Raw genomic sequence first — 25,860 nt, forward strand, 5'->3', positions numbered from 1 at the left:
AAAAGCCGCGCAACTATTCATCGCATTAAAATTTCATCACATTAAAATTTCATCACATTAAAGTTTCATCACTTTAAAGTGTTGCTCAGTAGCGGTTAGCGTACGCCGCAATCGGGTTTTCAAGCGAACCGGCGAATTTCAGATTTTGCGCCGGATCTGACAGGTTGATCATCTGCTGGTTATTCGCCAGTTGCAGACGGTTCAGGCACGAGTGCGTGAACTCGGCGCCAAACATGTCATAGCGCGCAAATTTCCCGGCCAGTTCCGGATACTGAATCTGGTAATCACGCACCACTTCCGCCACCACCTGCCAGAACTGACCGGCCGGATAATTGCCGTTCTCTTCCAGAATACGGGCGATGAAGCGGAATACGCCGGCAAAGACGTCGGTGAAGATCGACAGAATTTTCAGGTCTTCCGGCACATCGACGGCCAGACGTTTGGCTTTCTCCGGCAGGTTAGCGTCGGGATTCATTACCGCAATTTCTTCGGCGATATCCTTCATGAAAGCATTCACCGGAATATTGTTTTCGAAACGCAGGATCAGGTTTTCGCCGTGCGGCATGAACACCAGATCGTACTGATAGAAACAGTGCAGCAGCGGGCTGAGGTAGGCGTGCATATAGCGTTTCAGCCAGTCACCGGTCGCCAGGCCGGAGGATTTGATCATCTCGACAATCAGCGCATCGCCATATTTGTCGGTGTGAAGCAGCGCCGCCATGGTCATCAGTCGCTGATTCGGCTTTAACTGCGCAACCGGATTTTCGCGCCACAAGGCGGCAAACATTTTCTTGTACGCGCTGTCGCCTTTAATCGCTTCTTCGAAGTAATGATTGTGATAACCAATAGAAGCGACTTCCTGCAAAATGCTGAAACCGGTGGATTGCAGATAGGAATCGTTTTCCACCAGTTCCGCCAGCCATTCGTTTATGCCCGGCGTGGTCGCCATGTAATACGGCGACAGCCCGCGCATAAAGCCCATATTCAGAATCGACAGAGCGGTTTTGACGTATCGCGCTTTGGGACGACTGGCGTTATAGAAGGTGCGGATTGACTGCTGTGCCAGATATTCATCATTGCCTTCACCGAGATAAATCAGGAACTGACGGGCAATATCCGGGGCGAAAACGGTCAGCAATTTATTCTGCCACTGCCACGGATGAACAGGCATGAAATAGTAATTTTTCGGATCCACGCCCATATCGACCAGCTTCTGCGTGAAGGCACAAATCTGCGCGTCGCCCAGTTCCTCGGCGATCAGTTTTTCATACGGCAAACCTTCAACACTGGCGAAATGTGCTTTGTCATGGTGAACCGCTACCCAGACTAGTTGCAGCGGATTGGCTGCTTCCGGCGCGTAACGCACATAATCACCGGCATCAAAACCGATGCGACCGTTGTTGGCGATGAAGCTCGGATGGCCTTCGGTCATGCTGGTTTCAACGGTCTGGAAATCGGCTACTGACAGCTGTTTTGCCGTCGTGTGGTTATTCACCAGTTTGTAGGCGCTGCTGTAAAGCGTACTGCTGATTTCTTCCAGATAGGTCGGCAGCATGGCTTGAGAAATGCCGATTTGTTCAGCGAATTCAATGATGAATTTCACGGCATCCAGCGGCTGCGGGCTGAGATTATCCAGGCGCTGAATGCTGTCGAGATCAATCATCCAGTCATTTAACGGCAACTGGCGCGCACGGAAACGGTATTCGATTTCCGTGGCTGGTACTGCCAGCTGATAGTCTGTCCAGGTGCCGGTAGTTTTCAATGCCTGCGGGTCGAGCAGGCGCTCGTGCGTGAGTTCGGACAGACATTTGCGCAGCAGCAGGGCATTGGCTTTTGCCCAGACTTCAGGTTGCAGATGCTGACCTGTTTGCATAGTGGATGGCGTCATACTGTTTTTTTCCTTCTGGCTGGCCTGAATAAAATCCTCACGCTGGCAAAATGCCAGCCATGCCGTTTTGTGTGTCAGCTGAACTTGTTTCTGATAACGGAAACCGGCGCGCTTGTTCAGCTTGTGAATTTTCTCGTTGCGCACATCGGGCTCGACCACCACGCGTGTCACGTCCGGCTGGCTGAACAGGTATTCCATGACTGCGGAAAACACCTGCCAGCTGAAACCTGTGACAGGTTTGTCGGCGGGAGAAAGCAGGATATGCATGCCCATATCGCCGGGCTGAACGTCGTAATGCTCACGCAATGGATCGTCCTGAACCGGATAGCATTCAATCAGGAACTGCGGCTGGCCGTCGATTTCACCCATCAGCGCGGCTCGTGGGTTTCCCGCTGTCAGGTCGCGGTAAAACGCATCCACTTCGGCGACGGTACTGTTTTGCATCCCCCAGAAATGCGCGTAGGGCTGAATCATCCAGCCATGCAAAATGGCGGCATCTTTTTCCAGCGCAAGAGGGCGAAAGGACAGTTTTCCTGCGGCACGCTGGCAGGAAAATACGGAACTGGGAATAGCATCAGTCATCGGTAAATTCTCCGTTAATTTCCGGCAAGTTTGCGGGTGCAAAAGGTCTGGAAGGCGATGGATTTCTCCACCGGATATACTTCGCGCCCCAGCATTTCGCGGATAATCGTACTGTTGCGGTAGCATGCCATGCCCAGATCCGGTGTAACGAAACCGTGGGTATGCAGCTCGGCGTTTTGTACGAAAATCTGGTTATGGGCATCAATACTGTAATTGCGATTGACGGCGTAACGACCGGCTTCATCCCACTGAATGCGGTTGTAAATGCCTTCGACAAACTGCGGCGGCTGATAGCCGTATCCGGTGGCGAGGATCACCGACTCCGTGCGGTGCCGGTATTCCTGCTGCTGTTCGTGGTGCTGCAGGTTCATCTCCAGTTCACCATGGTGGTTGCGGGTCAGCGATGTCAGTTCTGAATGGGTGTACAAATCAACGTTCAGCGGGCCGTCGAGGCGCTTGATGTACATCAGGTCGTAGATATCGTTGATCAGACTGATATTTATGCCTTTATACAGGCACTTCTGTTCACGGTTGAGCTGATCGCGTTTGGCCATCGGCAATTCGTGGAAATAGTCGATATATTCCGGTGAGGTCATTTCCAGCGTCAGTTTGCTGTATTCGAGCGGATAGAAACGCGGTGCGCGGGTCACCCATGTCAGATGGTAATCATGCTTATCGATATCAGAGAGCAGGTCATAGTAAATTTCCGCTGCGCTCTGACCGCTGCCGACGACGGTGATGGATTTGGAATTCTGTACCTGTTCTTTGTTCGGCAGATAGGCTGAAGAGTGATGCACGTTGTTGCCCGCATCACGGGCGCAGGCGGGCATCCACGGCGACGGGCCAGTGCCCAGCACCAGCCGTTTAGTGCGGTAAATCTGATTCTCGTTACTTTTGGTCGAGCGCGTCTGAACCAGATAGCATTCCTGCGTTGCGTCCCAGGTCACCAGTTCCACACGCATGGAAAATTGCAGGCTGGTCAGCTGGCTGCACGCCCACTGGCAATACTGGTTAAACTCTTTGCGCATCATGAAGAAATCTTCACGGATGTAGAATGAGTAGAGTTTCCCCTGCAGTTTCAGGTAATTCAGAAAGCTGTAAGGGCTGGTCGGATCGGCGAGCGTGACCAGGTCGGCCATAAACGGCGTCTGCAAATGCGCACTTTCCAGCATCATGCCAGTGTGCCAGTCGAAGCTGTCATTCTGATCTAAAAACAGACCTTTCAGCTCTTTCACCGGTTCAGTCAGACAGGCCAGGCCGAGGTTAAACGGGCCGATGCCCACGGCGATAAAATCATACATTTGTTCGGTTGAATTCATATTCATGGTGCGGCTCCTTTTACCGGTTTTTGGCGGCGCTCAGCGCAGTGGCAGTCAGTTCTTTGCCGTAATGCGTGATCAGACTGAGCACATCGGCAACGTCTTCCGTGGTGGTGGTCGGGTTCAGCAAGGTGAATTTCAGATACTGACGGTCATGCACTTTGGTACCGGCAATTACGGCGCTGCCGTCGCGGAAAATCGCTTTACGGATACCGGCATTAATCGCGTCAATCTGCTCATGATTCATGGACATACGTGGCACGAAACGAAACACCAGCGTGCTGAGCTCCGGTTTATGCAGCACTTCAATGTTCGGGTTTTGTTCCATCATCTGATGGATTTCAGTGGCGCGTTCCAGCAGCACATCAAAGGATTCACCCAGAGCCTGCTGGCCCATGATGCGCAGCGTCAGCCACATTTTGAGGGCATCAAAACGTTTGGTGGTCTGAATACTTTTGTTGACGAGGTTCGGTGTGCCTTCGAGTTTTGCACTCAACGGATTCAGGTATTCGGCGTGGTGAGTAACATGCTCCAGATGGCTGTGATCGTTAACCAGGAACGCGCTGCAGCTGACGGGCTGGAAGAAGGATTTGTGATAATCCACGGTGACGGAATCCGCCAGATGAATACCTTCGATGCGCTGACGATGCTGAGGCGACACCAGTAATCCGCAACCGTAAGCGGCGTCGGCATGCATCCAGATTTTTTCTTTGCGGCAGATTTCAGCAATTTCATTCAGCGGGTCGATACTGCCAAAGTCGGTGGTGCCGGCAGTGGCCACCACGGCGATCGGGATCAGCCCTTCTGCGTGGCAGCGCTCGATTTCGGCTTTAAGCGCGTTTATATCCATACGGAACGCGCTGTCACAAGCCACCGGCACCACGGCGTCATAACCCAGGCCGAGCAGGGCAGCGGATTTCTGAATGCTGAAATGGCTGACCTGAGAACTGAAAATACGCCAGCGGATAGCTTCCGGCGGCAGACCCTGATATTTGATGCTGTGTTGCGGACGGGTACGTTTGCAGTGACTGTCACGCGCCAGCAGCATCGCCATCAGGTTGGATTGCGTACCGCCGCTGGTGAAAATGCCGTCGGACTGTGCGCCAAAACCTATACGGGCGAGAGTCCAGTCGATGACTTTTTGCTCAATTAAGGTGCCACCTGCGCTTTGGTCCCATGTGTCTACGGAGGAGTTAATCGCACTGATAAAAAGCTCCGCCAGCTGGGACGGAACCACGGTCGGACAGTTCAGATGTGCAAGGTATTTCGGGTGATGAAAATAAACCGCGTGCTGAAGATATAAATCATCCAGTTCCTCCAGAGCCAGACGTGTTCCTGCAAGGGGTTTGGTCAGATCAATATGTCGAAATTGTTCTGCTAATTCAGCGGGAGATACACCGGAAAAAGGTTTTTCCGTGTGGTTAATGTGAGATTTAATTAATTCAATCCCTTGTTCAATCTGGGTCTGCCATTCCGGCGTGCTATTTTGATTGAATATATAACCCTTATTTTCACTTATTTTAGCCTGAGTGATCATGAGGTCTTTGGCACTGTCCTGCATTATTTCCCAATTATTTATCTGGCTCATCTTGGACCCTTTCTGTTTTTCCGTTCCCTTTACTACGGGCAAGGGGAGGCCACCCGGTAAAGTCAGGAGATTTCAGTGAACGTGTGTATTAGCAGGCAGGGCTTAAGGCCACGCCTGTCAGGTGTGTAGTTTTATCTGTTTTCTTATCGCAAATAACAGCGTTTACGTCTTGTTTGATTTCCTTAGTGCGGACTTATACAAGGTTTTAACGAATGAGAATCATTATAAATGCAAATCATTATCATTCAACTACGGCATTGAACATTTGGATGATTGCTTCAGTTAAGCTTGTTTAATGTGATGTAAGTCACATTTATCAGTCGATTTGATCATAAAAAGATTTTTTCACATGGGAGCATTCTGTATTTGTTATTCGTTTATGAGCGCAAATAACCGTTTCTATCAATATAAAAAGTTATATTAATACACACTAAATGAGGGCCTATTTCGTTTAAAAAATTTTTGTCAGAGCAGGGCAGCAAATTATTTCGCCCAGATGGCAAAATAATGATCAAATTAAGGCAGGCAATTAACCGGATTGTTTCGGGGTAAAAGTGTGTGGAAGGGGAAATAAAAAGGCCGATCATAATGATCGACCCTTAATACATATTTAATTACATATTGAGTTTAATCAACACGCAGCACACGGCTGGTATTGGTGGTACCGATGGTGCTCATGACGTCGCCCTGCGTGATAATCACCAGATCACCTGACAACAGATAACCTTTATCACGCAGCAGATTTACCGCGTCCTGAGCCGCCGCTACGCCGTCGTTGACGCTGTCGAAGAAGACCGGCGTAACGCCACGGTAAATGGCGGTCAGATTCAGGGTGTGCTCATGACGGGACATGGCAAAGATTGGCAGGCCAGAACTGATACGGGACAACATCAGAGCAGTACGGCCTGATTCCGTCATGGAAATGATCGCCGTCACCCCTTTCAGGTGGTTGGCAGCATACATCGCTGACATCGCAATGGCTTCTTCGATGTTATCGAATTCCACATCCAGACGGTGTTTGGATACGTTAATGCTAGGGATTTTCTCAGCACCCAGACAAACACGTGCCATTGCCGCAACCGTTTCAGACGGATACTGACCTGCGGCGGTTTCTGCTGAAAGCATGACCGCATCGGTGCCATCGAGCACGGCGTTCGCCACGTCCATCACTTCAGCACGGGTTGGCATCGGGTTGGTGATCATCGATTCCATCATCTGAGTCGCAGTGATCACTGCACGGTTCAGCTGACGGGCACGGCGGATCAGTTTCTTCTGGATACCGACCAGTTCAGGGTCACCAATTTCCACACCCAAATCGCCACGGGCGACCATCACTACGTCGGAAGCCAGAATGATGTCGTCCATTGCGGCGTCGGTGGCAACGGCTTCAGCGCGTTCAACTTTAGACACGATCTGCGCGTTACAGCCTGCATCACGGGCCAGACGGCGTGCGTAGTTAAGATCTTCGCCGGTGCGTGGGAATGAAACTGCCAGATAATCTACGTCCATTTTGGCCGCAGTAATAATGTCTGCTTTATCTTTTTCAGTCAGGGCTTCAGCAGAAAGACCACCGCCCAGTTTGTTGATGCCTTTGTTGTTAGACAACGGGCCACCAACGGTGACTTCGGTAAACACTTTCATGCCCTGAACTTCGAGCACTTTGAGCTGCACGCGACCGTCATCGAGCAACAGGATGTCGCCCGGTACGACGTCAGCAGGCAGACCTTTATAGTCGATACCGACTTTTTCTTTATCGCCTTCACCTTTGCTCATGTTGGCATCGAGCAGGAATTTGTCGCCAATATTGAGGAAGACTTTGCCTTCTTTAAAGGTAGAAACGCGGATTTTAGGACCTTGCAGGTCACCGAGAATGGCGACATGGCGGCCAAGGCGGGCGGCGATTTCACGCACTTTGTTAGCGCGAAGGATGTGATCTTCAGCAGTTCCGTGAGAGAAATTCATACGTACAACGTTTGCGCCCGCTGCAATGATCTTCTCAAGATTATTGTCGCGGTCAGTTGCCGGACCGAGGGTGGTAACGATCTTCGTTCTTCTGAGCCTTCTGGACATGCCTAACTCCGTTAACTGATGAAACATGGTAATGCAAAAAACAACGAGTCCACTTTGCCGGAGGTGTAATTGTAATACAAAAGAGTTTCACCTGTGTGACCCGCTGGCCTTATGTCTGGCTTTCGTCTTGCGCACGTTGCGCGAAGATTTCCGGCCAGACTCCCTATTAAATCAATGGTGCTTTATTCATTCTTTTGTTGAATGATTTATGCCTTAGCCTGTTGAACACGCTCACTCATGCAGGGTCGGGACGACTGTCCCTTTATCAAAGCGCGATTCTTTCAACGCTTCTTTGACCCGCTTCAGGTTATCTCTGAATTTTGCGCCACGGCGCAGAGTAAAACCGGTTGCCAGCACGTCGATCAACGTGAGCTGGGCAATTCGCGAAACCATCGGCATATAAACGTCGGTGTCTTCGGGAACATCCAGTAACAAAGCCAGCGTCGCTTCATGGGCCAGAGGTGTATTAAAAGAAGTGATCGCAATCACTGTGGCATCGTTTTCACGGGCGAGTTGGGCAAGTTCGACCAGATTTTTGGTGCGTCCGGTGTGCGAAATCAGTACCACCACGTCGCCTTCGCTGGAGTTCATACAACTCATCCGCTGCATGACGATATCGTCGAAGTAAACCACGGGAATGTTAAAGCGGAAAAATTTGTTCATGGCATCATGGGCGACCGCGGCGGAAGCGCCCAGGCCAAAGAAGGAAATTTTCTTGGCCTGGGTGAGTAAATCGACGGCACGATTGATGGCGGCGATATCCAGGGTATTCTTCACCTGGTCAAGGCTGGCCATCGCGGACTCGAAAATTTTACTGGTGTAAGCGCTGACGCTGTCGCTTTCATCCACGTTACGGTTCACATAAGGTGTACCATTTGCCAGACTTTGTGCCAGATGCAGTTTAAAATCCGGAAACCCTTTTGTGTCGAGACGACGGCAAAAACGGTTTACAGTAGGTTCACTGACGTCGGCCATGCGGGCGAGGGTGGCAATACTGGAGTGAATAGCAACATGCGGCGATGCCAGGATAACTTCAGCAACTTTGCGTTCTGACTTGCTCAGAATGTCAAGGTGAGTCTGGATTTTTTCCAACGTATTCATAAGCATGCTACTCATAGGTTTCAACGATTTCTTTGAAAAGAGGAAATCGGACTGATTTGATGAAAATATACTACGCGCTTAATGCCGTTGGCAGCGTCAGCCAGGCGAATTTACGGCTTTTTTTGTCAGAGTTTGACCGAGATCTAACTTTCAGTATGGTAAATTCTGTTCAGTTTTGTCATAAAATTACAGGATGTTGTGGGTTTTAAGAGCACCTGAGAGACTTATGATAAAAATAAGGTTTTCCGCAGAGTTATTACCTTGTCAGATCATGGTTTACGGCTCACGGGCAATCAGAGTACATTGTTGCTGAAATAAAATTACAATATGTACCCGGGATAATTCGAGTTGCAGCTCCGGCGAAGCAACCAGAAATATGTCAGGTATTCCTGCATTGAGGAGAAGAACATGGCGGTAACTCAGACAGCCCAGGCTTGTGATCTGGTAATTTTCGGTGCGAAAGGCGATCTTGCGCGCCGTAAGCTGTTGCCTTCCCTGTATCAGTTAGAGAAAGCGGGTCACATTCACCCGGATACCCGCATTATCGGTGTCGGACGTGCGGAATGGGACAAAGCGGCCTATACCGAAGTGGTTAAAGAAGCACTGACCACCTTCATGAAAGAAAAAATTGATCCGGAACTGTGGGACAAACTCAGTGCCCGTCTTGATTTCTGTAACCTTGATGTCAATGATCTGAAGCATTTCAAAGTGTTGGGCAAGATGCTCGACCAGAAAAATCGTGCCACCATTAACTACTTTGCGATTGCGCCAAGCCACTTCGGGGCTATTTGCCGCGGTCTGGGTGAAGCGGGCCTGAATAAAGAGCCTGCGCGCGTCGTGATGGAAAAACCTCTCGGCCACTCGCTGGAGTCGTCTCAGGTTATTAACGATCAGGTTGCCGAATATTTCGCAGAATCTCAGGTTTACCGTATCGACCATTATCTGGGTAAAGAAACGGTACTGAACCTGCTGGCACTGCGTTTCGCCAACAACCTGTTCGCCAGCAACTGGGATAACCGTACTATCGATCACGTGCAGATCACCGTTGCTGAAGAAGTGGGTATCGAAGGCCGCTGGGGTTACTTCGATGATGCGGGTCAGATGCGTGACATGATCCAGAACCACTTGCTGCAAATTCTGACCATGATCGCCATGTCTCCACCGGCTGATCTGAGTACCGACCGAATCCGTGATGAGAAAGTGAAAGTACTGCGCTCACTGCGCCGTATCGATCAGTCTAATGTACGTGAAAACACCGTACGCGGTCAGTACACTGCCGGCTTCGTGCAGGGCAAGAAAGTCCCTGGCTATCTTGAAGAAGAAGGCGCGAAGAAAACCAGCAGCACTGAAACGTTCGTGTCTATCCGCGTGGATATCGATAACTGGCAGTGGGCGGGCGTGCCGTTCTACCTGCGTACCGGCAAACGTCTGCCGACCAAATGTTCAGAAGTTGTGGTGTATTTCAAGAGCCCGGCACTGAACCTGTTCCGTGATTCTTACCAGCAGTTGCCGCAGAACAAACTAACGATTCGTCTGCAACCGGATGAAGGGATCGAGATCGAAGTACTGAACAAAGTACCGGGTCTGGAGCATAAACACCGTCTGCAAACTACCAAGCTGGATCTGAGCTTCACTGAAACCTTCAATGAGCAACATATTGCCGATGCTTACGAGCGTCTGCTGCTCGAAACCATGCGTGGTATCCAGGCGCTGTTCGTGCGTCGTGACGAAGTGGAAGAAGCCTGGAAATGGGTCGACTCCATCATGAACGCATGGGCTGCAGAAAGCGAAGCACCAAAACCTTATCAGTCCGGGACATGGGGGCCTGTGGCTTCTGTGGCGATGATCACCCGCGACGGCCGTTCCTGGAATGAGTTCGAATAACGAATAATTTATTGAGTCATTACTCCCCAAAATGTTTGAGGCTGCAGCAAGGCGGCAAGTGAGTGAGTCCCGATGAGCTGACATGAGTCAGTGATTCGGGTTAACAAATGTAGCCAACGCCGCTGCGGCTTCAGACATGACGGGGAGGGTAGTATCGTCCAATCGGGTGTGGTCGGTTTCCAGTGATTTCTTCGTTGTGAAAAAATTACTGGTCCCTGTGGCAGGGGCGCGCCATCAATCACAACGGTGCCTGCGGGCATGAATGGAGAGCAAGATGAAAAACTGGAAAACAAGCGCGGAACAAATTCTGACCTCAGGGCCGGTCGTTCCTGTGATTGTTATCAATAAACTGGAACATGCCGTTCCGCTGGCCAAAGCGCTGGTTGCCGGTGGCGTGCGCGTTCTGGAAGTCACCTTACGTACCCCGTGTGCGATGGATGCGATCCGTGCGATTGCCAAAGAAGTGCCGGAAGCCATTATTGGCGCAGGGACTGTGCTCAATCCTGAACAACTGGCCGAAGTGACCGAAGCCGGTGCGCAGTTCGCGATTAGCCCGGGTCTGACCGATGCATTGCTTAAGGCTGCGAATGCCGGTTCGATCCCGCTGATCCCGGGTATCTGCACTGTTTCAGAACTGATGATGGGTCTGGATGCTGGTCTGCGTGAATTTAAATTCTTCCCGGCGGAAGCTAACGGCGGCGTGAAAGCGTTGCAGGCTATCGCAGGGCCATTCCCGCAGGTGCGTTTCTGCCCGACTGGCGGTATTTCACCGGCGAACTACCGTGATTATCTGGCGCTGAAAAGCGTGTTGTGTATCGGTGGATCCTGGCTGGTGCCGGCTGATGCGCTGGAAAGCGGTGATTATGCACGAATCACCGAACTCGCTAAAGAAGCTGTAGCGGGTGCAAAAGCGTAATAAAGCATTACGCTGATAATAAAAAACCTCCGGCTGGAGGTTTTTTTATGTCCGAAAATCAGTGATTAACGTGCAGCGATAATCTTGATTTCAATTTTGTATTTCGGATTCATCAGGTTGGCCTGCACGGTGCAACGTACGGGGGCATTGCCCGGCGATACCCACGCATCCCAGGCTTCGTTCATGGCCGGGAAATCTTCTTTATTCACCAGAAACAGTGTGGCATCCAGAATTTTGCTTTTGTCTGAGCCCGCTTCAGTCAGCGCTGCGTCGATAATCGCCAGCGTTTCCGCCGTTTGATCTTTCGCATTCGCGTCCAGATTTTCCGGTACCGCGGTGTAATAAATGGTGTCGTTATGGATCACGATGTCGGACATCCGTGGCTCAGGGCGAATACGTTCGATGGTCATTTTTTAACTCCGGTTAGTCACATACTTATGATGGCGCTAAGGGTATCACAAAGGATGAATGCGTTGGATTGGCAGATGGCGGTGGTAGTGAAGCCAAGGGATTGGCATAATCACTGCTGATCCGTACAGGTAGAGAGACAGAGTGACAGACGATTTCGCAACAGACGGCGCACTGGCGCAGAAAATTGAAGGTTTTAAACCGCGTGAACCTCAGCGTCTGATGGCGCAGGCTGTCAGCAAAGCCATCACCGGTAAGCAGGGGCTGGTGGTCGAAGCCGGTACAGGTACCGGTAAAACTTATGCGTATCTTGCTCCGGCACTGCGTTCCGGCAAAAAAGTCATTATCTCCACTGGTTCGAAAAACTTACAGGATCAGCTGTATTCCCGCGATTTGCCTAAAGTCGCCAGCGCACTGAATTTCAAAGGTCGTCTGGCGCTGCTGAAAGGGCGCTCAAACTATTTGTGCCTGGAACGTCTGGAACAGCAATCACTCTCCGGCGGCGATCTCGCCAGCCAGGCGCTCAGCGAACTGGCACATCTGCGTCACTGGTCGAGCAGCACGGAAGAAGGCGATATCAGCACCTGCAACGTGGTGCCGGAAGACAGTTTTGTCTGGCCACTGGTGACCAGCACCAACGACAATTGCCTTGGTAGTGACTGTCCGCTGTATAAAGAATGCTTTGTCGTAAAAGCCCGTCGCAAGGCGATGGACGCCGATGTGGTGGTGGTTAACCATCATCTGTTTATGGCGGATATGGTGGTGAAAGAGAGCGGCTTCGGTGAGCTTATTCCCGAGGCTGACGTGATGATTTTCGACGAAGCGCATCAGATCCCTGATATCGCCAGCCAGTATTTTGGTCAGCAGGTGACCAGCCGTCAGCTGCTGGATATGGCGAAAGACATCACGATCGCTTACCGCACGGAAGTCCGTGATTCCGTGCAGTTACAAAAAAGTGCTGATCGTCTGAGCCAGAGCACGATGGATTTTCGTCTGGCGCTTGGTGAACCGGGTTTTCGCGGCAATCTGCGCGATGTGCTTAACCAGCCCGCTATCCAGCGCGCGCTGTTATTACTCGATGACGCGCTGGAACTTTGCTATGACGTGGTGAAATTGTCGCTCGGGCGTTCTGCGCTGCTCGATGCTGCTTTCGAACGCGCCACGCTTTACCGCAATCGTCTGAAACGCCTGAAAGACGTGTCCATTCCCGGCTACAGTTACTGGTATGAATGTAACTCACGCCATTTCGTGCTGGCGCTGACACCGTTGTCGGTAACCGATAAATTCAGCGAAATGATGAAAGAGAAACCCGGCGCGTGGATTTTCACTTCAGCTACGCTTTCGGTAAACGATCAGCTGCATCATTTTACCGAACGTCTCGGGCTGGATGAGGCAGAAACATTACTGCTGCCAAGTCCGTTTGATTACGCCAAACAGGCGCTGTTATGCGTGCCGCGCTTTCTGCCTGAATCGAACGTCAGTGGCAGCTCGAAGCAGCTGGCGCGTATGCTGCGTCCGCTGATTGAAGCCAACAAAGGCCGCTGCTTCTTCCTGTGTACGTCACACAAAATGATGCGCGAACTGGCTGAGGAATTCAGAGCCAGCCTGACGTTGCCGGTTTTATTGCAGGGCGAAACCAGTAAAGGCCAGCTTCTCGCGCAGTTTGTCGAAGCAGGTAACGCCTTGCTGGTGGCGACCAGCAGTTTCTGGGAAGGCGTGGATGTGCGGGGCGATGCGCTGTCTTGCGTCATCATCGATAAACTGCCGTTCACGTCACCTGACGATCCGCTGCTCAAAGCCCGTATTGAAGACTGTCGCTTACGCGGCGGAGACCCGTTCAATGACGTACAATTACCCGATGCGGTCATTACGCTGAAACAGGGCGTCGGGCGTTTGATCCGTGATACCTCTGACCGGGGTGTTATGGTGATTTGCGATAACCGGCTGGTGATGCGTCCTTATGGCGAAGTTTTCCTCAATAGTTTGCCGCCGACCCCGCGCACGCGTGACCTGGCACAAGCGATCCGCTTTTTACAGGATGTCGAAGAGCAGAAATAGCCCTTTGTTTATGCTAAGATGCCGCCCCGAAAAAGGCTCTTATACCCGTCATATTTCAGATTGCAGATGCGTTGACTGCGCTCAATCACCCCAGTCACTTAGTTATCTAAGTTCCCTGGGATCGACGAGCTTGTCACCTTGCTGCAATCCGAAGTATATAGGGTACAACTTATTAATTACCCCGCCTGAGGTCTGGCATGTCCACGCGAATTTTAGCAATTGATACGGCGACAGAAGCCTGTTCGGTTGCGCTTTATAATCAGGGCGAAACGCTCGCTCATTTTGAACTCTGTGCCCGCGAGCACACGCAGCGCATTTTGCCGATGGTTCAGCAAATTCTCGCCGAAGCAGGACTTTCCCTGACTCAGCTTGACGCGCTGGCTTTTGGTCGCGGACCGGGCAGTTTTACCGGCGTGCGTATCGGCATTGGTATGGCTCAGGGATTGTCGCTGGGCGCGCAATTGCCTTTGCTGCCAGTGTCTACGTTACAGACGATGGCGCAGGGTGCGTATCGCCTGACCGGTGCTGATAACGTTCTCGCAGCCATTGATGCCCGCATGGGTGAAGTCTACTGGGGTGAATTCAGCCGCAATGCGCAGGGCGTCTGGAGCGGTGAAGAGACCGAGAAGGTCATCAAACCAGAACAACTTCTGGCGCGCGCCGCTGAATTATCTGGCCGTTTTGCGACGGTGGGAACCGGTTGGGATACTTATCCTCATCTGTTAGGTGAATCTCCGGCAGCTGAATTATTTGATGGCAAAATGTTACTGCCTCATGCAGAAGATATGCTGCCGCTGGCGCTCCAGCTCTGGGAAAATGGCATCCGTGTTAATCCGGAAGATGCCGAACCCACTTATCTGCGCAATGAAGTGACGTGGAAAAAGCTGCCAGGACGGTAAATGACGGTAAAGTCAGGCAACTTGTGCTCTGAAAAATGGTCAAAATGAAGAGTTTGCACAGGAGTCATCGCAATGCGTAAGTGGTCTGTAATTCAGCAGTTATCGGGTAAAACGGGTAAAAAAATGGCGCTGAGTGCGGTTGCACTGAGTGCTTTGGTGTTATCGGGTTGTGTCACGGTGCCGGATGAAATTCGCGGTACCACGGCCACCCCGCAGATGAATTTACAGGCAGTGCAGGGCGCACCGGGTCTTTATGTCGGTCAGGAGTCGCGTTTTGGCGGCAAAGTGGTCTCTGTGACCAATTTGCAAAACAAAACCCGCCTGGAAATTGCCACGGTACCGCTGGATGAAGGCGCAAGGCCGATCTTAGGCGCAGCGTCGCGAGGGCGGATCATGGCTTACATCAACGGCTTTGTGGATCCTGTCGATTATCGCAATCAGCTGGTAACAGTCGTCGGGCCGATTGCCGGTGTGGAGAAAGGCAAAATTGGCCAGACTTCCTATGATTTTGTCACCGTTAACGTCAACAGCTATAAACGCTGGCGTATACAGCAACAGGTTGTAATGCCTCCGCAGCCGATTGGCCCGTGGGGTTATGGCTACGGCGGCCCTTATGATTCATGGGGGCGCGGATTTGGACCCGGCTGGGGGCCCGGATGGTATAACACGGCACCCGCACGGGTCGAAAGCGTCGTCACCGAATAGGCCTCCGTCGCCGCGTGCAGCACCACCGCCACATTCTGGCGGGCACCCACCGGCGGCAATGAAACCGGCTCCGGCACATCCCGTGCCGCCGCCACCAAAGCAGTAACAGCAGTAGTTGTTGTAGTTGTTAAGGCGGCTTAATTGCCGCCTTTTTCTTTTAAGCCATGGATGGTTTGGCAAAGCAAGGGCGCAGAAAAAGTGACCCGCCTCTCAACCTCGACATTGTTTGAAACGCAACTGGTAAGCTGAGTTAAAATATTGTTAAAGACGTGATAAAACTCTTCTAATAGAGACGGCAACAGAACATGATTTCAGGAGTGATACCTTGGAAAAGGTTTGGCTAAAACGATATCCGGCAGATGTTCCTGAGAACATCGACCCTGACCGCTACAGTTCCCTGGTCGAAATGTTTGAAAATTCCGCGCTGCGTTACGCCGACAGTGTGGCATTCATCAACATGGGCGAGGCAATGACCTACCGCAAGCTTGAAGAGCGCAGCCGGGCTTTCGCTGCTTATCTGCAAAACGAACTGGGTCTGCAGAAGGGCGATCGTGTTGCACTGATGATGCCGAATTTATTGCAGTATCCGATTGCACTGTTCGGTGTGTTGCGTGCTGGCATGGTCGTGGTTAATGTTAACCCGCTGTATACGCCGCGTGAGCTTGAGCATCAGCTGAATGACAGCGGCGCCAGTGCAATTGTCATTGTCTCCAACTTTGCCCATACGCTGGAAAAAGTGGTGTACAAAACGCAGGTCAAGCACGTCATTCTGACCCGCATGGGAGATCAGCTTTCTGCCGCGAAAGGCACGCTGGTTAACTTTGTGGTGAAATACATCAAACGGCTGGTGCCAAAATACCACCTTCCGAACGCGATCTCCTTCCGTACCGCATTACAGCGCGGGCGTCGTCTGCAATACATCAAACCCGACATCATTAATGACGACCTGGCATTTCTGCAATATACCGGTGGCACCACCGGCGTGGCGAAGGGCGCGATGCTGACGCACCGAAACATGCAGGCGAATCTTGAACAGGCAAAAGCGGCGTACGCACCGCTATTGCAGCCGGGACATGAGCTGGTGGTGACAGCACTTCCGCTATACCACATCTTTGCCCTGACGGTGAACTGCCTGCTGTTCCTCGATCTGGGCGGTAAAAGCTTGCTTATCACCAATCCGCGCGACGTATCAGGCATGGTCAAAGAGCTGGCCAAATATCCGTTTACCGCCATCAGCGGGGTAAATACCCTGTTTAATGCGCTGCTCAATAACGAAGACTTTCGCGAACTGGATTTCTCCACGCTGCGTCTTTCTGTAGGTGGCGGGATGTCAGTGCAAAAATCTGTGGCGGACAAATGGGAAAAACTGACGGGTAAACATTTGCTGGAAGGTTACGGTCTGACGGAGTGTTCCCCGCTGGTGGCCGGAAATCCGTACGATTTGAAACATTACAGTGGCAGCATCGGTTTGCCAGTGCCTTCGACAGAGGTACGTCTGGTGGATGATAACGGTCATGACGTTGCGCCGGGCGAGCCGGGCGAGTTGTGGGTACGTGGTCCTCAGGTCATGCTGGGTTACTGGCAGCGGCCGTCTGCAACCGATGAGGTGCTAAAAGATGGCTGGTTATCGACGGGCGATATCGTTACAGTGGACGAGCAGGGCTTCCTACGGATTGTTGACCGTAAAAAAGACATGATCCTGGTTTCCGGTTTCAATGTTTACCCTAACGAAATTGAAGAGGTAGTTTCACAACACGACAAAGTTCTCGAAGTTGCCGCCATTGGTGTGCCGAATGAGTCGTCGGGTGAAATTGTCAAAATTTGCGTGGTGAAAAAAGACTCTTCACTGACCAGCGAAGAACTCCTGGCACACTGTCGCCGGTTATTAACCGGTTACAAAGTACCTAAGATTGTCGAGTTCCGTGATGAGTTACCGAAGTCAAATGTCGGTAAAATCCTCAGACGGGAACTTCGCGATGAGCAGGCAAAACCCAAAGTCGATCCGAAGCAGGATGCAGCATAGCGGTTAACACGTTTGTTCAGTGACAGTCAGATTCTTAACGCCGGCGATGTCCGGCGTTATCACGTTATAACGCAGTAATGATTAAGAGAATTAAGATTTGAATTATCAGTTGATCACCACCAATGACGCGCTGGAGCAGGTTTGTCTTCAGGCCAAAGCGCACAGCAAAATTGCGCTGGATACCGAATTTGTTCGTACCCGCACTTATTATCCGCAACTGGGTTTGATCCAGCTTTTTGACGGCGAACAGCTCACCCTTATCGATCCTTTACCGATCACCGCATGGCAGCCTTTCATTGATTTGCTGGTTAATCCTGATGTCATCAAATTCCTCCATGCGGGCAGTGAAGACCTCGAAGTTTTTCTGAATGCTTTTGGTGTTATGCCTTCACCTCTGATTGATACGCAGATCCTCGCCGCGTTTAGCGGGCGTCCGCTTTCCTGTGGTTTTGCCCGTCTGGTAGCGGAAACAACCGGCGTAGAGCTGGATAAAAGTGAATCGCGCACTGACTGGATTGCCCGTCCGCTGAGCGAAAAACAATGTGTGTATGCTGCTGCTGACGTGTGGTATCTGTTGCCGCTGGCCGACCAGTTGATGCGTGAAACCGAAGAAGCAGGGTGGATGGACGCGGCTCTGGACGAGTGTCTGGCGCTCTGCCGTCGTCGCAGTGAAGTGCTGCAACCTGAGCTGGCCTATCTGGAAATCGGCAATGCATTCCAGCTGCGTCCGCGCCAGTTAGGCTGCCTGAAATTGTTAGCTGCCTGGCGTCTTAATCAGGCGCGTCAGCGTGACCTGGCGGTTAACTTTGTGGTCCGCGAGGAAAATCTGTGGCAGGTCGCCCGCTATCAGCCGACCTCACTGGGCGAACTGGAAGCGCTGGGCCTGAGTGGTCCGGAAATCCGCTATCACGGACGCACACTGCTGGCGCTGGTGGAAGAATCCAATGCGCTCGATGAATCTGAACTGCCTGCACCGATTTCGAACCTTATCGACCAGCCCGGTTATCGTAAAGTCTTCAAAGATATCAAGGCACTGATCCAGGCTGTGAGCGAAGAGAGCAAACTCAGCGTTGAATTACTGGCGTCACGTCGTCAGATTAACCAACTACTGACTCATCACTGGAAGTTAAAAGATAAAGAATCTCAGCCGGAATTAATCAGTGGCTGGCGCGGAAAATTGTTAGCTGAAAGGCTGAGTGAAATTCTGAGCAATTATTGATCCCTTCGTTATGAAGGCATAGTCAATCCAGGAGTGAATTAAAAAGAGCGGGCTAATATCCCGCTCTTTTTTTATTCTTTGCTGACAAGACAACTGCGAATAACAAGTTAGCGGATAACAGGTTGTCATAAATTATGCCGAATTAAAGCAGTCTATGGATATTAAATTCCAGCATGAATGAGATGAGTCTTAATCAAAATTTTGAGGAATAAATGAAAAAAGGCAGTAAATGAATTTGCCAGGTGTGTTTATATACAGTGGTTATAGAAAGGTAAGATAAAAATAACAGAAAGGAATGCGAAAAAGGCAGTGGCCCTCTGAGGAAACAGAGGGCGCTATGCTGAAAAAAGCACCTGTAAACAGGCTAAATGGACTGCTGTCATTTAGGCGCTTCTTCCGACTCTGGCAGGGTGACGTTAAGTTCCAGTACGGAAATATCGTCACCTTTTTGCTCGAACTGAACCTGTAACATTTCCGGGTCAATCTTAATGTACTTACAGATGACGGCGAGAATATCGCGTTTCAGTTCAGGCAGATACGACGGTTCACTATCCCCTCGACGCCGTTCGGCTACGATGATCTGTAGCCGTTCCTTGGCTATATTGGCTGTCGATTTTTTGCGGGACAGAAAGAAATCTAACAATGCCATGGTTTATCCCCCAAAAAGGCGTTTCAGGAAACTCTTCTTCTCTTCCTCAATGAAACGGAATGCACGTTCTTCCCCAAGCAGACGGCTGACGGTATCGTCATACGCTTTCCCTGCATCGGATTCCTGATCCAGAATGACCGGCTCGCCCTGGTTGGACGCACGCAGTACAGACTGATCTTCAGGGATAACCCCGATCAGTGGAATGCGCAGGATTTCCAGCACATCTTCCATGCTCAGCATGTCACCACGGCTGACACGGCCCGGGTTATAACGGGTAAGAAGCAGATGTTCTTTGATAGGCTCCAGGCCTTGTTCCGCACGACGGGATTTTGATGACAAAATGCCCAGAATACGGTCGGAGTCGCGAACGGAAGAGACTTCCGGGTTCGTAGTGATCACGGCTTCGTCGGCGAAATACAATGCCATCAGCGCGCCGGTTTCTATACCCGCCGGGGAGTCACACACAACGAAATCGAATTCCATCTCGGCTAAATCGTTCAGGATTTTCTCCACGCCTTCACGAGTCAGCGCATCTTTATCGCGCGTCTGGGAGGCCGGAAGAATAAACAGGTTTTCAGTGCGTTTATCTTTGATAAGCGCCTGATTCAGCGTGGCATCACCCTGGATCACGTTAACGAAATCATAAACCACCCGGCGCTCACAGCCCATAATCAAATCGAGATTACGCAGACCGATATCGAAATCGATAACAACGGTCTTTTTGCCTTTTTGAGCTAAACCGGTAGCAATGGCCGCGCTTGAAGTGGTCTTGCCAACGCCCCCTTTACCCGATGTAACAACTATGATGCGTGCCATGAAAGGATTCCTTGTCAAAAGGGCTTAGTTTAAAGGTTGTATGGTTAACACATTATTTATCAGGCTGAGGCGCGCTGCCTGACCGAGATAATCGGCCGGGATTTGATCACTCAACCAGTATTGCCCTGCGATAGAGACTAGTTCAGCGCCTAATTGCGTGCAAAAAATCTGACAATTTGCATCGCCTGCGGCGCCTGCCAGTGCTCTGCCTCGCATCATGCCGTAGATGTGGATATTGCCATCGGCAATAAGTTCCGCACCTGCACTGACACTGCTGGTCACGATGAGGTCGCTGTTACGGGCATAAATTTGTTGGCCGGATCTGACCGGGGTACTGACAATGCGGGTCTTGGCCGGGGCATTGTCGGGCACGACAGGAACCGGTGGTTCAGCAGCGATACGCTGGGCACGACCTTCACTGAGCAGCGGTAAACCGGTGCGGGAAAGTGCGCGTTTTTGCGCTTCGTCTTTACAACCACTGATGCCAACAACGCGAAAGCCTGCAGAAGCGACAGCCTGTTGAATGTCTTTCCAGTTTGCTGCACCTGTGAGTGAAGCAACGTTGATAACAACAGGGGCATTTTTCAAAAAGGCCGGAGCTTGCTCCACTTTTTCCTGTAATGCCTGATAAATAACCTCTGGTTGTGAACTATGTAAATGAACAACCGATAAGGTAAAACTGCTGCCTTTTAGTTCTATTGGCGATTGTGACATCTATCCTGACTCAGTCTCAGCAACTCTAAATCCCCGGAATACCACTCGGGGGGCGATATTCCGATGTACGATAAGCATGTTATAGTTACAGTTATATCTAGGCAAGCCACCGTTTCAATAAAATAGAGTTAAAAAAATGCTTTGTGTGATCTATAGAAGTACTAAACGTGACCAGACTTATCTGTATGTCGAAAAAAAAGACGATTTTTCCCGTGTGCCTGAAGAATTACTCAAAGGTTTTGGCGTGCCTCAGTTCTCAATGATGCTAAATCTGGCCAACCGTGAAAAACTCGCCACTGCGGATATTGTCAAAGTACGTCAGTCTCTTGAAGAGCAGGGTTATTATCTGCAGGTTCCACCTCCGGTAGAAAGTTTATTGAATGTTCATCTGAACGACGCCAGTAAATAACGCATTCCAGACATTTGTTTCGGCAATCCTCGAACTTTCGGACGTCATGACTTGCATTCATCGTTGTAGTGCTCAAAGCTTAGAACGATGAATCACTTGCAGAAGTCAAAAGGAAGAAATTGATGAAATTGTCGGCACTGGCCGTGTTAACACCGCTGATCATCCTCAGCGGTTGTGCAGCGCAAAAAGCCACCTCAGGGCAAACCACCACGCCATCCACTGCGGCAACACAGCCTGTCGCCGCCGCACCGGCAGCGCCTTCAGGCAAAACGTCTCTGGCAGAACAGGGACGGGATCCCGCTGAATTCCCGGCTTATGTGGAGGAACTCAAAGCGCAAGCGCTCTCTCAGGGGATCAGCCAGCAGACTATCGACAGCACCTTCGCGAATATTCATTTCGTCGACCGCGTGATTAATTCTGACCGCAATCAGTTAGAGAAGAAAATTACTCTCGACGATTATCTGACCCGCGTGCTGCCTGAATGGAAAATCAAACAGGGACAAGAGCAGTTGCAGAACAATTTGCCTGCGCTGACAAAAGCCAGCGACCGCTATGGCGTACAGCCGCAGTACATTGTGGCGCTGTGGGCGATGGAAAGCAGCTTCGGCAAGATTCAGGGGAAAGAAGATGTGTTCTCCGCGCTGGCGACGCTGGCCTTCGAAGGACGTCGTGAAGCGTTCTTCACCAAAGAATTTATGTCGGCGCTGAAAATCGTTGATTCAGGTAAAGCCACCAGCGACATGATGAAAGGTTCCTGGGCCGGTGCGATGGGGCAGTCGCAGTTTATGCCAAGCTCTTATCTGACCTACGGCGCTGACGGGAATGGCGACGGCAAAATCGATATCTGGAAAAATACCGACGATGTCTTTGCCTCAACGGCCAATTATTTATCTAAAGAAGGCTGGAAGGGCGACCAGGGTTGGGGTCAGGAAGTAAAACTGCCCGCTAACTTTGACGGTAATCTGGCAGGGTTAAAGAATAACCAGATGCATCCGGCCCGATACTGGCAGCAACTTGGCGTGACGCAAGCAGATGGCAGCCCGCTGACATCCACGGCCACCCGCGCATGGATTATCACTCCGGATGATACGCAAGGTCGGGCTTTCCTGGTTTACGATAACTTCCGTACGATCATGCACTGGAACCGTTCAACCTATTTCGCGCTGAGTATTGGCATGATGGCGGATGGCGTGGCTGGTGCGCAAACACCGGTAGTTTCCGGCGAGGCAGCACCGGCGCAGAACGCACCGGCGTCTTCAGCACCTTTAGCGCCGGCACCTCGTAATCCGTTCAGCGGCTGATATTCCTCATATCAAGGAGTGGCTGTATGTACCAACACAGAGACTGGCATGGCGCATTACTCGATTTTCCGGTGAACAAAGTGGTGTGTGTCGGCAATAACTACGCCGACCATATCAAAGAGATGGGCGATAAGCGATCGGCTGAGCCGGTCGTGTTCATCAAACCGGAAACGGCGCTTTGCGATATCCGTCAGCCTGTCGCTATCCCGAAGGATTTCGGCGCTGTACATCATGAAGTCGAACTGGCGGTACTGATCGGCACTCCGCTGAAACAGGCAACAGAAGATCGCGTTGCGAATGCCATCGCCGGTTACGGGCTGGCGCTGGATCTCACGTTGCGGGATTTGCAGACCCGCTTTAAAGAGTCCGGACAACCCTGGGAAAAAGCCAAAGGGTTTGACGGATCCTGTCCCATCAGCGGGTTTATTCCGGTCAGCGAATTTGGCGATGCGCAGCAGGCTGAGTTGATGCTGGAGATCAATGGGCAAACGCGTCAGTCAGGAAATACCCGTGACATGCTGACGCCGCTTTTGCCGCTGATTGCCTATATGAGCCGTTTCTTCACTTTGCGTGCAGGTGACATAATTTTGACCGGTACACCTCATGGTGTCGGGCCGCTCCACGCTGGCGATGAAATCTTAGCTACACTCAATGGTAAGCAAGTGACTACCCGCGTGATTTAGCGCAAAGCAATGATGTCGCCGGAGCAGCTTTCGGCGGCTTTACTTGCATCTGACGTCTAAAGCGTCTATATAAGCACCCTCATTTTATTTATACCGGATGCACATCATGACTGAACCCGCTTTTTGGCAGCAAAAAACGCTGTCTGAAATGACTGACGAAGAATGGGAAGCATTGTGCGACGGCTGCGGACAATGTTGCCTGCATAAGCTGATTGATGAAGATACGGACGAGATTTACTTCACCAACGTCGCCTGTAACCAGCTCAATATTAAATCTTGTCAGTGCCGCAACTACGAACGTCGTTTTACGCTTGAAGAAGACTGCATCAAACTGACGCGTGAAAACCTGACCACTTTCGACTGGTTACCGCCTACCTGCGCATATCGTCTGATAGGCGAGGGCAAGCCTTTGCTCCCGTGGCATCCGCTGCTGAATAAAGCATCCAAATCTGCCATGCATACGGCGCAGATCTCCGTGCGTTACATCGCCGTGCGCGAAGACGACGTTGAAGACTGGCAGGATCACATCATGAATAAGCCAAGCTGGGCGAAGTAACTACTTGAAGTGATTGAAGAACTTCATCACTGTGATATAACGCGGGGCATATACGGGGCATCACCCGTAAATCCTGCGTTCAAAATGTCCATCTGATTACTGTTATTCTCGCTCATCCACTTCCCGTAAACGCTGTACACCATCTGTGAAGATGTGTGACCCATTTGGTTTGCTACAAAGTTTGGATTCGCTCCAGCACTCAATGCCCAACAGGCGAAAGTATGTCGCGTTTCGTATGCTTTGCGATGACGAATGCCCGCCTTCTTTAATGCGAAGTTCCACGTTCCGCTAAATACCCCAGGAGAGTACCAATCTCCACCTTTACCGTTCCTTGCAGACAGGCGAGGGGAGAACACAAAGGTGCAATCATCTTTTCGAATTCTGCCAAATTCTCGAAGGTGAACATCTACCTTTATTTGCTTCCCCATCCTCGTTAAAGTCATTTGCTCCTTCAGCGCCTCTATCGCAGGGTTAGTCAACTTGATAGTTCGGTTGCCGCTTTCTGTCTTAGGTGGAGTGAAGTGATTAACAACAGCCATATTTCGGCTAATAGTTATCGTCCATTCCTTCAGGTCAATATCTTCCCAAGCCAGCGCACAAATCTCCCCGTGCCTCATCCCTGTATTCACCGCCAGACGCCAGATGTTCTTTACCTGAAGTGACGGTGCAACTTCTATAAGCCTCGCGTACTCCTCCCGAGTTAACGGATCTGGTTCTGATTTGCTTTTCTTCAATGGGCTCACCCCAAGGAAGGGTGAGCGTTCTATGTATCCGTTTGCCACCGCAAATTCCATCATCCCTGCAAAGCACGACATGTAGACGTTTACCGTTCTGACTGTGCGCCCCTTTTTAAGTTGTCGGGTTTTCTGATGAATTCCAGCCATCTGAAAACCAGTCAACAACTCCCTCCTCAGGCCGAGTACCATTTCATTAGTGACAGAAGAAATCAGCCTGTCTTCTCCAATAATACCTATGCAGATTTTTATGTATGACCGGTACCTGTTAATTCCGTTTCTTGTGATTTCCATTTCTTTCAAAGCCAGCCATTTCTCTGCAAGCTGCTCCATTGTTACGTTCAACTGAGCAACGCCGAACTTATGCAGCTGCTTTGACGAAGGGAACTGTGCGGCGTAGTTGAAGTTCCCCGTCTTAATAGCGTAGCGAACTGACTCCCTTAACTCGCCAGCCATGCGTCGGTTCTTCGCTGTGTCTGGTACACCAAGGTTTTCCCTAACCCTTTGCCCCTGATAGATGAACCACACGCGCAACAATCCGCAGTGGTTCTCTACCCCAGTAGGATAATCAGCCATCCTCATTTCCTCATTTGTTGATAGGAGAGGGCATTTAAGCAGAAATCTTCCTGCGGATCGCCGGCCTTTGTCGCTCAACCCAATTATCGATTTCTTGGCGGTTATACATGATCGGGCTGTTTTGCTTAGGGTTAAGGTCGGGGGCAACATGGCGGTACTCGCGGCCTTCCATCCATGAACTGCGTCGTGCGTGTTGGATCATGTGTTTGGTCATGCCGGTGAGGGACATGAGTAAATCTTCCGAGACCCATTTGCTCGGGTTCATATGAATAACGTTATCCATGCTTGCCTCTTCTATTTACCTGCGAACACCCGATAAACATGCACATTTAGCCATAGCCACGGTTCATGCCGCTGAGGGCAGAATGGCTGTGCTTGAGGTGAGTATTTATCGAGTAGTTCGCGGAGAGTGTGGTGGTTGTCTTTACAGCGGAGTTCGGTGAGGAGTTTCTTTGCGATGCTTCTGACTGCGTTGTCGGCCTCTTCTGGCGTCATATATCACCATGAAGTCCATCCGCAGTCATTGCAGATGCATCCGCCAGCTGATGGGCGAGTGCTGTCATGCTTGCAGGAATGCGTGGCATCTATCGGCTCTGAATGGGTTGAGGCATACAACCTTTTATCAGGCTCATCAATACGAGAAATAAATTCTAACGCATCATCCTTTTCGGTAAATGGACCTTGAATAGACCCTAGTTTCCTAGACTGTTCCGTGCCTCATGAACCAGGCACTTTCATAAGCTGCAGGGGGTTGATCCTGCA

General features: G+C 50.9%; 22 protein-coding genes. 11 read left to right on the forward strand and 11 right to left on the reverse strand.

Annotation, left to right across the window (positions count from 1 at the left end):
• Window positions 1-85 precede the first annotated feature (85 nt).
• From UC15_RS18585 to UC15_RS18605, 5 genes are all read right to left on the reverse strand, one after another.
• The gene (locus UC15_RS18585; protein ID WP_112290012.1) at window positions 86-2,470 is read right to left on the reverse strand and encodes a GNAT family N-acetyltransferase; all 2,385 of its coding nucleotides are present in this window, start codon (window positions 2,468-2,470) and stop codon (window positions 86-88) included.
• Between the two features lie 14 nt (window positions 2,471-2,484).
• On the reverse strand, window positions 2,485-3,789 hold the full coding sequence (locus tag UC15_RS18590) for a lysine N(6)-hydroxylase/L-ornithine N(5)-oxygenase family protein (RefSeq protein ID WP_198659733.1): 1,305 nt from the start codon (window positions 3,787-3,789) through the stop codon (window positions 2,485-2,487).
• A 19-nt stretch (window positions 3,790-3,808) separates the two neighbouring features.
• Window positions 3,809-5,326 carry an aspartate aminotransferase family protein gene (locus UC15_RS18595; protein WP_369964508.1) on the reverse strand — a complete coding sequence of 506 codons (1,518 nt, stop codon included), beginning with the start codon at window positions 5,324-5,326 and terminating at the stop codon, window positions 3,809-3,811.
• Window positions 5,327-6,004: 678 nt separating this feature from the next.
• A complete protein-coding gene (gene pyk, locus UC15_RS18600) occupies window positions 6,005-7,447 on the reverse strand; it encodes a pyruvate kinase (protein ID WP_112290017.1) in 1,443 nt (480 codons plus the stop codon).
• A 231-nt stretch (window positions 7,448-7,678) separates the two neighbouring features.
• Window positions 7,679-8,548 carry a MurR/RpiR family transcriptional regulator gene (locus UC15_RS18605; protein ID WP_112290018.1) on the reverse strand — a complete coding sequence of 290 codons (870 nt, stop codon included), beginning with the start codon at window positions 8,546-8,548 and terminating at the stop codon, window positions 7,679-7,681.
• Between the two features lie 408 nt (window positions 8,549-8,956).
• Between UC15_RS18605 and zwf the strand changes: the two genes are divergently transcribed.
• Both zwf and UC15_RS18620 read left to right on the forward strand, forming a co-directional pair.
• Window positions 8,957-10,432, forward strand: a complete 1,476-nt coding sequence (gene zwf, locus UC15_RS18610) for a glucose-6-phosphate dehydrogenase (protein WP_112290019.1) — start codon at window positions 8,957-8,959, stop codon at window positions 10,430-10,432.
• A 274-nt stretch (window positions 10,433-10,706) separates the two neighbouring features.
• A complete protein-coding gene (locus UC15_RS18620) occupies window positions 10,707-11,348 on the forward strand; it encodes a bifunctional 4-hydroxy-2-oxoglutarate aldolase/2-dehydro-3-deoxy-phosphogluconate aldolase (protein WP_112290021.1) in 642 nt (213 codons plus the stop codon).
• 65 nt (window positions 11,349-11,413) lie between these two features.
• Here the strand turns inward: UC15_RS18620 and UC15_RS18625 are convergent, their stop codons facing one another.
• Complete coding sequence (locus UC15_RS18625) at window positions 11,414-11,758, reverse strand: RidA family protein (protein ID WP_112290022.1); 345 nt, start codon at window positions 11,756-11,758, stop codon at window positions 11,414-11,416.
• 142 nt (window positions 11,759-11,900) lie between these two features.
• Here UC15_RS18625 and UC15_RS18630 point away from each other — a divergent pair, with 142 nt between their 5' ends.
• From UC15_RS18630 to rnd, 5 genes are all read left to right on the forward strand, one after another.
• Window positions 11,901-13,814: an ATP-dependent DNA helicase gene (locus tag UC15_RS18630; protein WP_112290024.1), complete on the forward strand. Its 1,914-nt coding sequence runs from the start codon at window positions 11,901-11,903 to the stop codon at window positions 13,812-13,814.
• Between the two features lie 197 nt (window positions 13,815-14,011).
• Window positions 14,012-14,713 carry a tRNA (adenosine(37)-N6)-threonylcarbamoyltransferase complex dimerization subunit type 1 TsaB gene (tsaB, locus tag UC15_RS18635; RefSeq protein ID WP_112290026.1) on the forward strand — a complete coding sequence of 234 codons (702 nt, stop codon included), beginning with the start codon at window positions 14,012-14,014 and terminating at the stop codon, window positions 14,711-14,713.
• A gap of 72 nt (window positions 14,714-14,785) precedes the next feature.
• Window positions 14,786-15,418, forward strand: a complete 633-nt coding sequence (locus UC15_RS18640; RefSeq protein WP_112290028.1) for a Slp family lipoprotein — start codon at window positions 14,786-14,788, stop codon at window positions 15,416-15,418.
• Between the two features lie 325 nt (window positions 15,419-15,743).
• Window positions 15,744-17,441: a long-chain-fatty-acid--CoA ligase FadD gene (gene fadD, locus UC15_RS18645; RefSeq protein ID WP_112290029.1), complete on the forward strand. Its 1,698-nt coding sequence runs from the start codon at window positions 15,744-15,746 to the stop codon at window positions 17,439-17,441.
• 97 nt (window positions 17,442-17,538) lie between these two features.
• Window positions 17,539-18,660: a ribonuclease D gene (rnd, locus tag UC15_RS18650; RefSeq protein WP_112290031.1), complete on the forward strand. Its 1,122-nt coding sequence runs from the start codon at window positions 17,539-17,541 to the stop codon at window positions 18,658-18,660.
• A gap of 379 nt (window positions 18,661-19,039) precedes the next feature.
• Here rnd and minE read toward each other — a convergent pair whose 3' ends face one another.
• From minE to minC, 3 genes are read right to left on the reverse strand one after another with little or no spacing between them, the layout of a single operon-like run.
• Entirely contained in the window at window positions 19,040-19,309 is a 270-nt protein-coding gene (gene minE / locus UC15_RS18655) for a cell division topological specificity factor MinE (RefSeq protein WP_112290033.1), read from the reverse strand.
• A 3-nt stretch (window positions 19,310-19,312) separates the two neighbouring features.
• Entirely contained in the window at window positions 19,313-20,125 is an 813-nt protein-coding gene (minD, locus tag UC15_RS18660) for a septum site-determining protein MinD (RefSeq protein WP_013575324.1), read from the reverse strand.
• Between the two features lie 24 nt (window positions 20,126-20,149).
• Window positions 20,150-20,839 (reverse strand): septum site-determining protein MinC, encoded by a 690-nt coding sequence (minC, locus tag UC15_RS18665; protein WP_112290035.1) that lies wholly within the window; start codon window positions 20,837-20,839, stop codon window positions 20,150-20,152.
• A 136-nt stretch (window positions 20,840-20,975) separates the two neighbouring features.
• Here minC and UC15_RS18670 point away from each other — a divergent pair, with 136 nt between their 5' ends.
• The 4 genes from UC15_RS18670 to UC15_RS18685 all read left to right on the forward strand — a co-directional run bounded on the left by UC15_RS18670 (window position 20,976) and on the right by UC15_RS18685 (window position 23,788).
• The gene (locus tag UC15_RS18670) at window positions 20,976-21,248 is read left to right on the forward strand and encodes a YcgL domain-containing protein (protein ID WP_112290036.1); all 273 of its coding nucleotides are present in this window, start codon (window positions 20,976-20,978) and stop codon (window positions 21,246-21,248) included.
• A 122-nt stretch (window positions 21,249-21,370) separates the two neighbouring features.
• Window positions 21,371-22,549 (forward strand): lytic transglycosylase domain-containing protein, encoded by a 1,179-nt coding sequence (locus tag UC15_RS18675; protein ID WP_112290038.1) that lies wholly within the window; start codon window positions 21,371-21,373, stop codon window positions 22,547-22,549.
• A 26-nt stretch (window positions 22,550-22,575) separates the two neighbouring features.
• A complete protein-coding gene (locus UC15_RS18680; protein ID WP_112290040.1) occupies window positions 22,576-23,232 on the forward strand; it encodes a fumarylacetoacetate hydrolase family protein in 657 nt (218 codons plus the stop codon).
• Between the two features lie 106 nt (window positions 23,233-23,338).
• Complete coding sequence (locus UC15_RS18685) at window positions 23,339-23,788, forward strand: YcgN family cysteine cluster protein (protein ID WP_112290041.1); 450 nt, start codon at window positions 23,339-23,341, stop codon at window positions 23,786-23,788.
• Between the two features lie 26 nt (window positions 23,789-23,814).
• On the opposite strand, the gene UC15_RS18690 is transcribed toward UC15_RS18685, so the two are convergent.
• Window positions 23,815-25,098, reverse strand: coding sequence for a site-specific integrase (locus UC15_RS18690; RefSeq protein ID WP_112290043.1), 1,284 nt, complete (start codon window positions 25,096-25,098; stop codon window positions 23,815-23,817).
• A 34-nt stretch (window positions 25,099-25,132) separates the two neighbouring features.
• Window positions 25,133-25,381, reverse strand: coding sequence for an excisionase family protein (locus tag UC15_RS18695; protein ID WP_104921770.1), 249 nt, complete (start codon window positions 25,379-25,381; stop codon window positions 25,133-25,135).
• Window positions 25,382-25,860 lie beyond the last annotated feature (479 nt).

Origin of the sequence: Rahnella sp. AN3-3W3 (assembly GCF_003263545.1) — a bacterium.
In the GTDB taxonomy this organism is placed as follows: domain Bacteria; phylum Pseudomonadota; class Gammaproteobacteria; order Enterobacterales; family Enterobacteriaceae; genus Rahnella; species Rahnella variigena.

Excerpts from the sequence above, each read along its gene's own strand:
- minD (WP_013575324.1), bottom strand. The coding sequence starts at position 20,125 with ATGGCACGCATCATAGTTGTTACATCGGGTAAAGGGGGCGTTGGCAAG.
- UC15_RS18640 (WP_112290028.1), top strand. The coding sequence starts at position 14,786 with ATGCGTAAGTGGTCTGTAATTCAGCAGTTATCGGGTAAAACGGGTAAA.
- UC15_RS18590 (WP_198659733.1), bottom strand. The coding sequence starts at position 3,789 with ATGAATTCAACCGAACAAATGTATGATTTTATCGCCGTGGGCATCGGC.
- UC15_RS18595 (WP_369964508.1), bottom strand. The coding sequence starts at position 5,326 with ATGATCACTCAGGCTAAAATAAGTGAAAATAAGGGTTATATATTCAAT.
- UC15_RS18680 (WP_112290040.1), top strand. The coding sequence starts at position 22,576 with ATGTACCAACACAGAGACTGGCATGGCGCATTACTCGATTTTCCGGTG.
- tsaB (WP_112290026.1), top strand. The coding sequence starts at position 14,012 with ATGTCCACGCGAATTTTAGCAATTGATACGGCGACAGAAGCCTGTTCG.
- pyk (WP_112290017.1), bottom strand. The coding sequence starts at position 7,447 with ATGTCCAGAAGGCTCAGAAGAACGAAGATCGTTACCACCCTCGGTCCG.
- zwf (WP_112290019.1), top strand. The coding sequence starts at position 8,957 with ATGGCGGTAACTCAGACAGCCCAGGCTTGTGATCTGGTAATTTTCGGT.
- UC15_RS18685 (WP_112290041.1), top strand. The coding sequence starts at position 23,339 with ATGACTGAACCCGCTTTTTGGCAGCAAAAAACGCTGTCTGAAATGACT.
- UC15_RS18625 (WP_112290022.1), bottom strand. The coding sequence starts at position 11,758 with ATGACCATCGAACGTATTCGCCCTGAGCCACGGATGTCCGACATCGTG.
- minC (WP_112290035.1), bottom strand. The coding sequence starts at position 20,839 with ATGTCACAATCGCCAATAGAACTAAAAGGCAGCAGTTTTACCTTATCG.
- UC15_RS18620 (WP_112290021.1), top strand. The coding sequence starts at position 10,707 with ATGAAAAACTGGAAAACAAGCGCGGAACAAATTCTGACCTCAGGGCCG.
- UC15_RS18690 (WP_112290043.1), bottom strand. The coding sequence starts at position 25,098 with ATGGCTGATTATCCTACTGGGGTAGAGAACCACTGCGGATTGTTGCGC.
- UC15_RS18695 (WP_104921770.1), bottom strand. The coding sequence starts at position 25,381 with ATGGATAACGTTATTCATATGAACCCGAGCAAATGGGTCTCGGAAGAT.
- UC15_RS18585 (WP_112290012.1), bottom strand. The coding sequence starts at position 2,470 with ATGACTGATGCTATTCCCAGTTCCGTATTTTCCTGCCAGCGTGCCGCA.
- UC15_RS18670 (WP_112290036.1), top strand. The coding sequence starts at position 20,976 with ATGCTTTGTGTGATCTATAGAAGTACTAAACGTGACCAGACTTATCTG.
- UC15_RS18605 (WP_112290018.1), bottom strand. The coding sequence starts at position 8,548 with ATGAATACGTTGGAAAAAATCCAGACTCACCTTGACATTCTGAGCAAG.
- minE (WP_112290033.1), bottom strand. The coding sequence starts at position 19,309 with ATGGCATTGTTAGATTTCTTTCTGTCCCGCAAAAAATCGACAGCCAAT.
- UC15_RS18675 (WP_112290038.1), top strand. The coding sequence starts at position 21,371 with ATGAAATTGTCGGCACTGGCCGTGTTAACACCGCTGATCATCCTCAGC.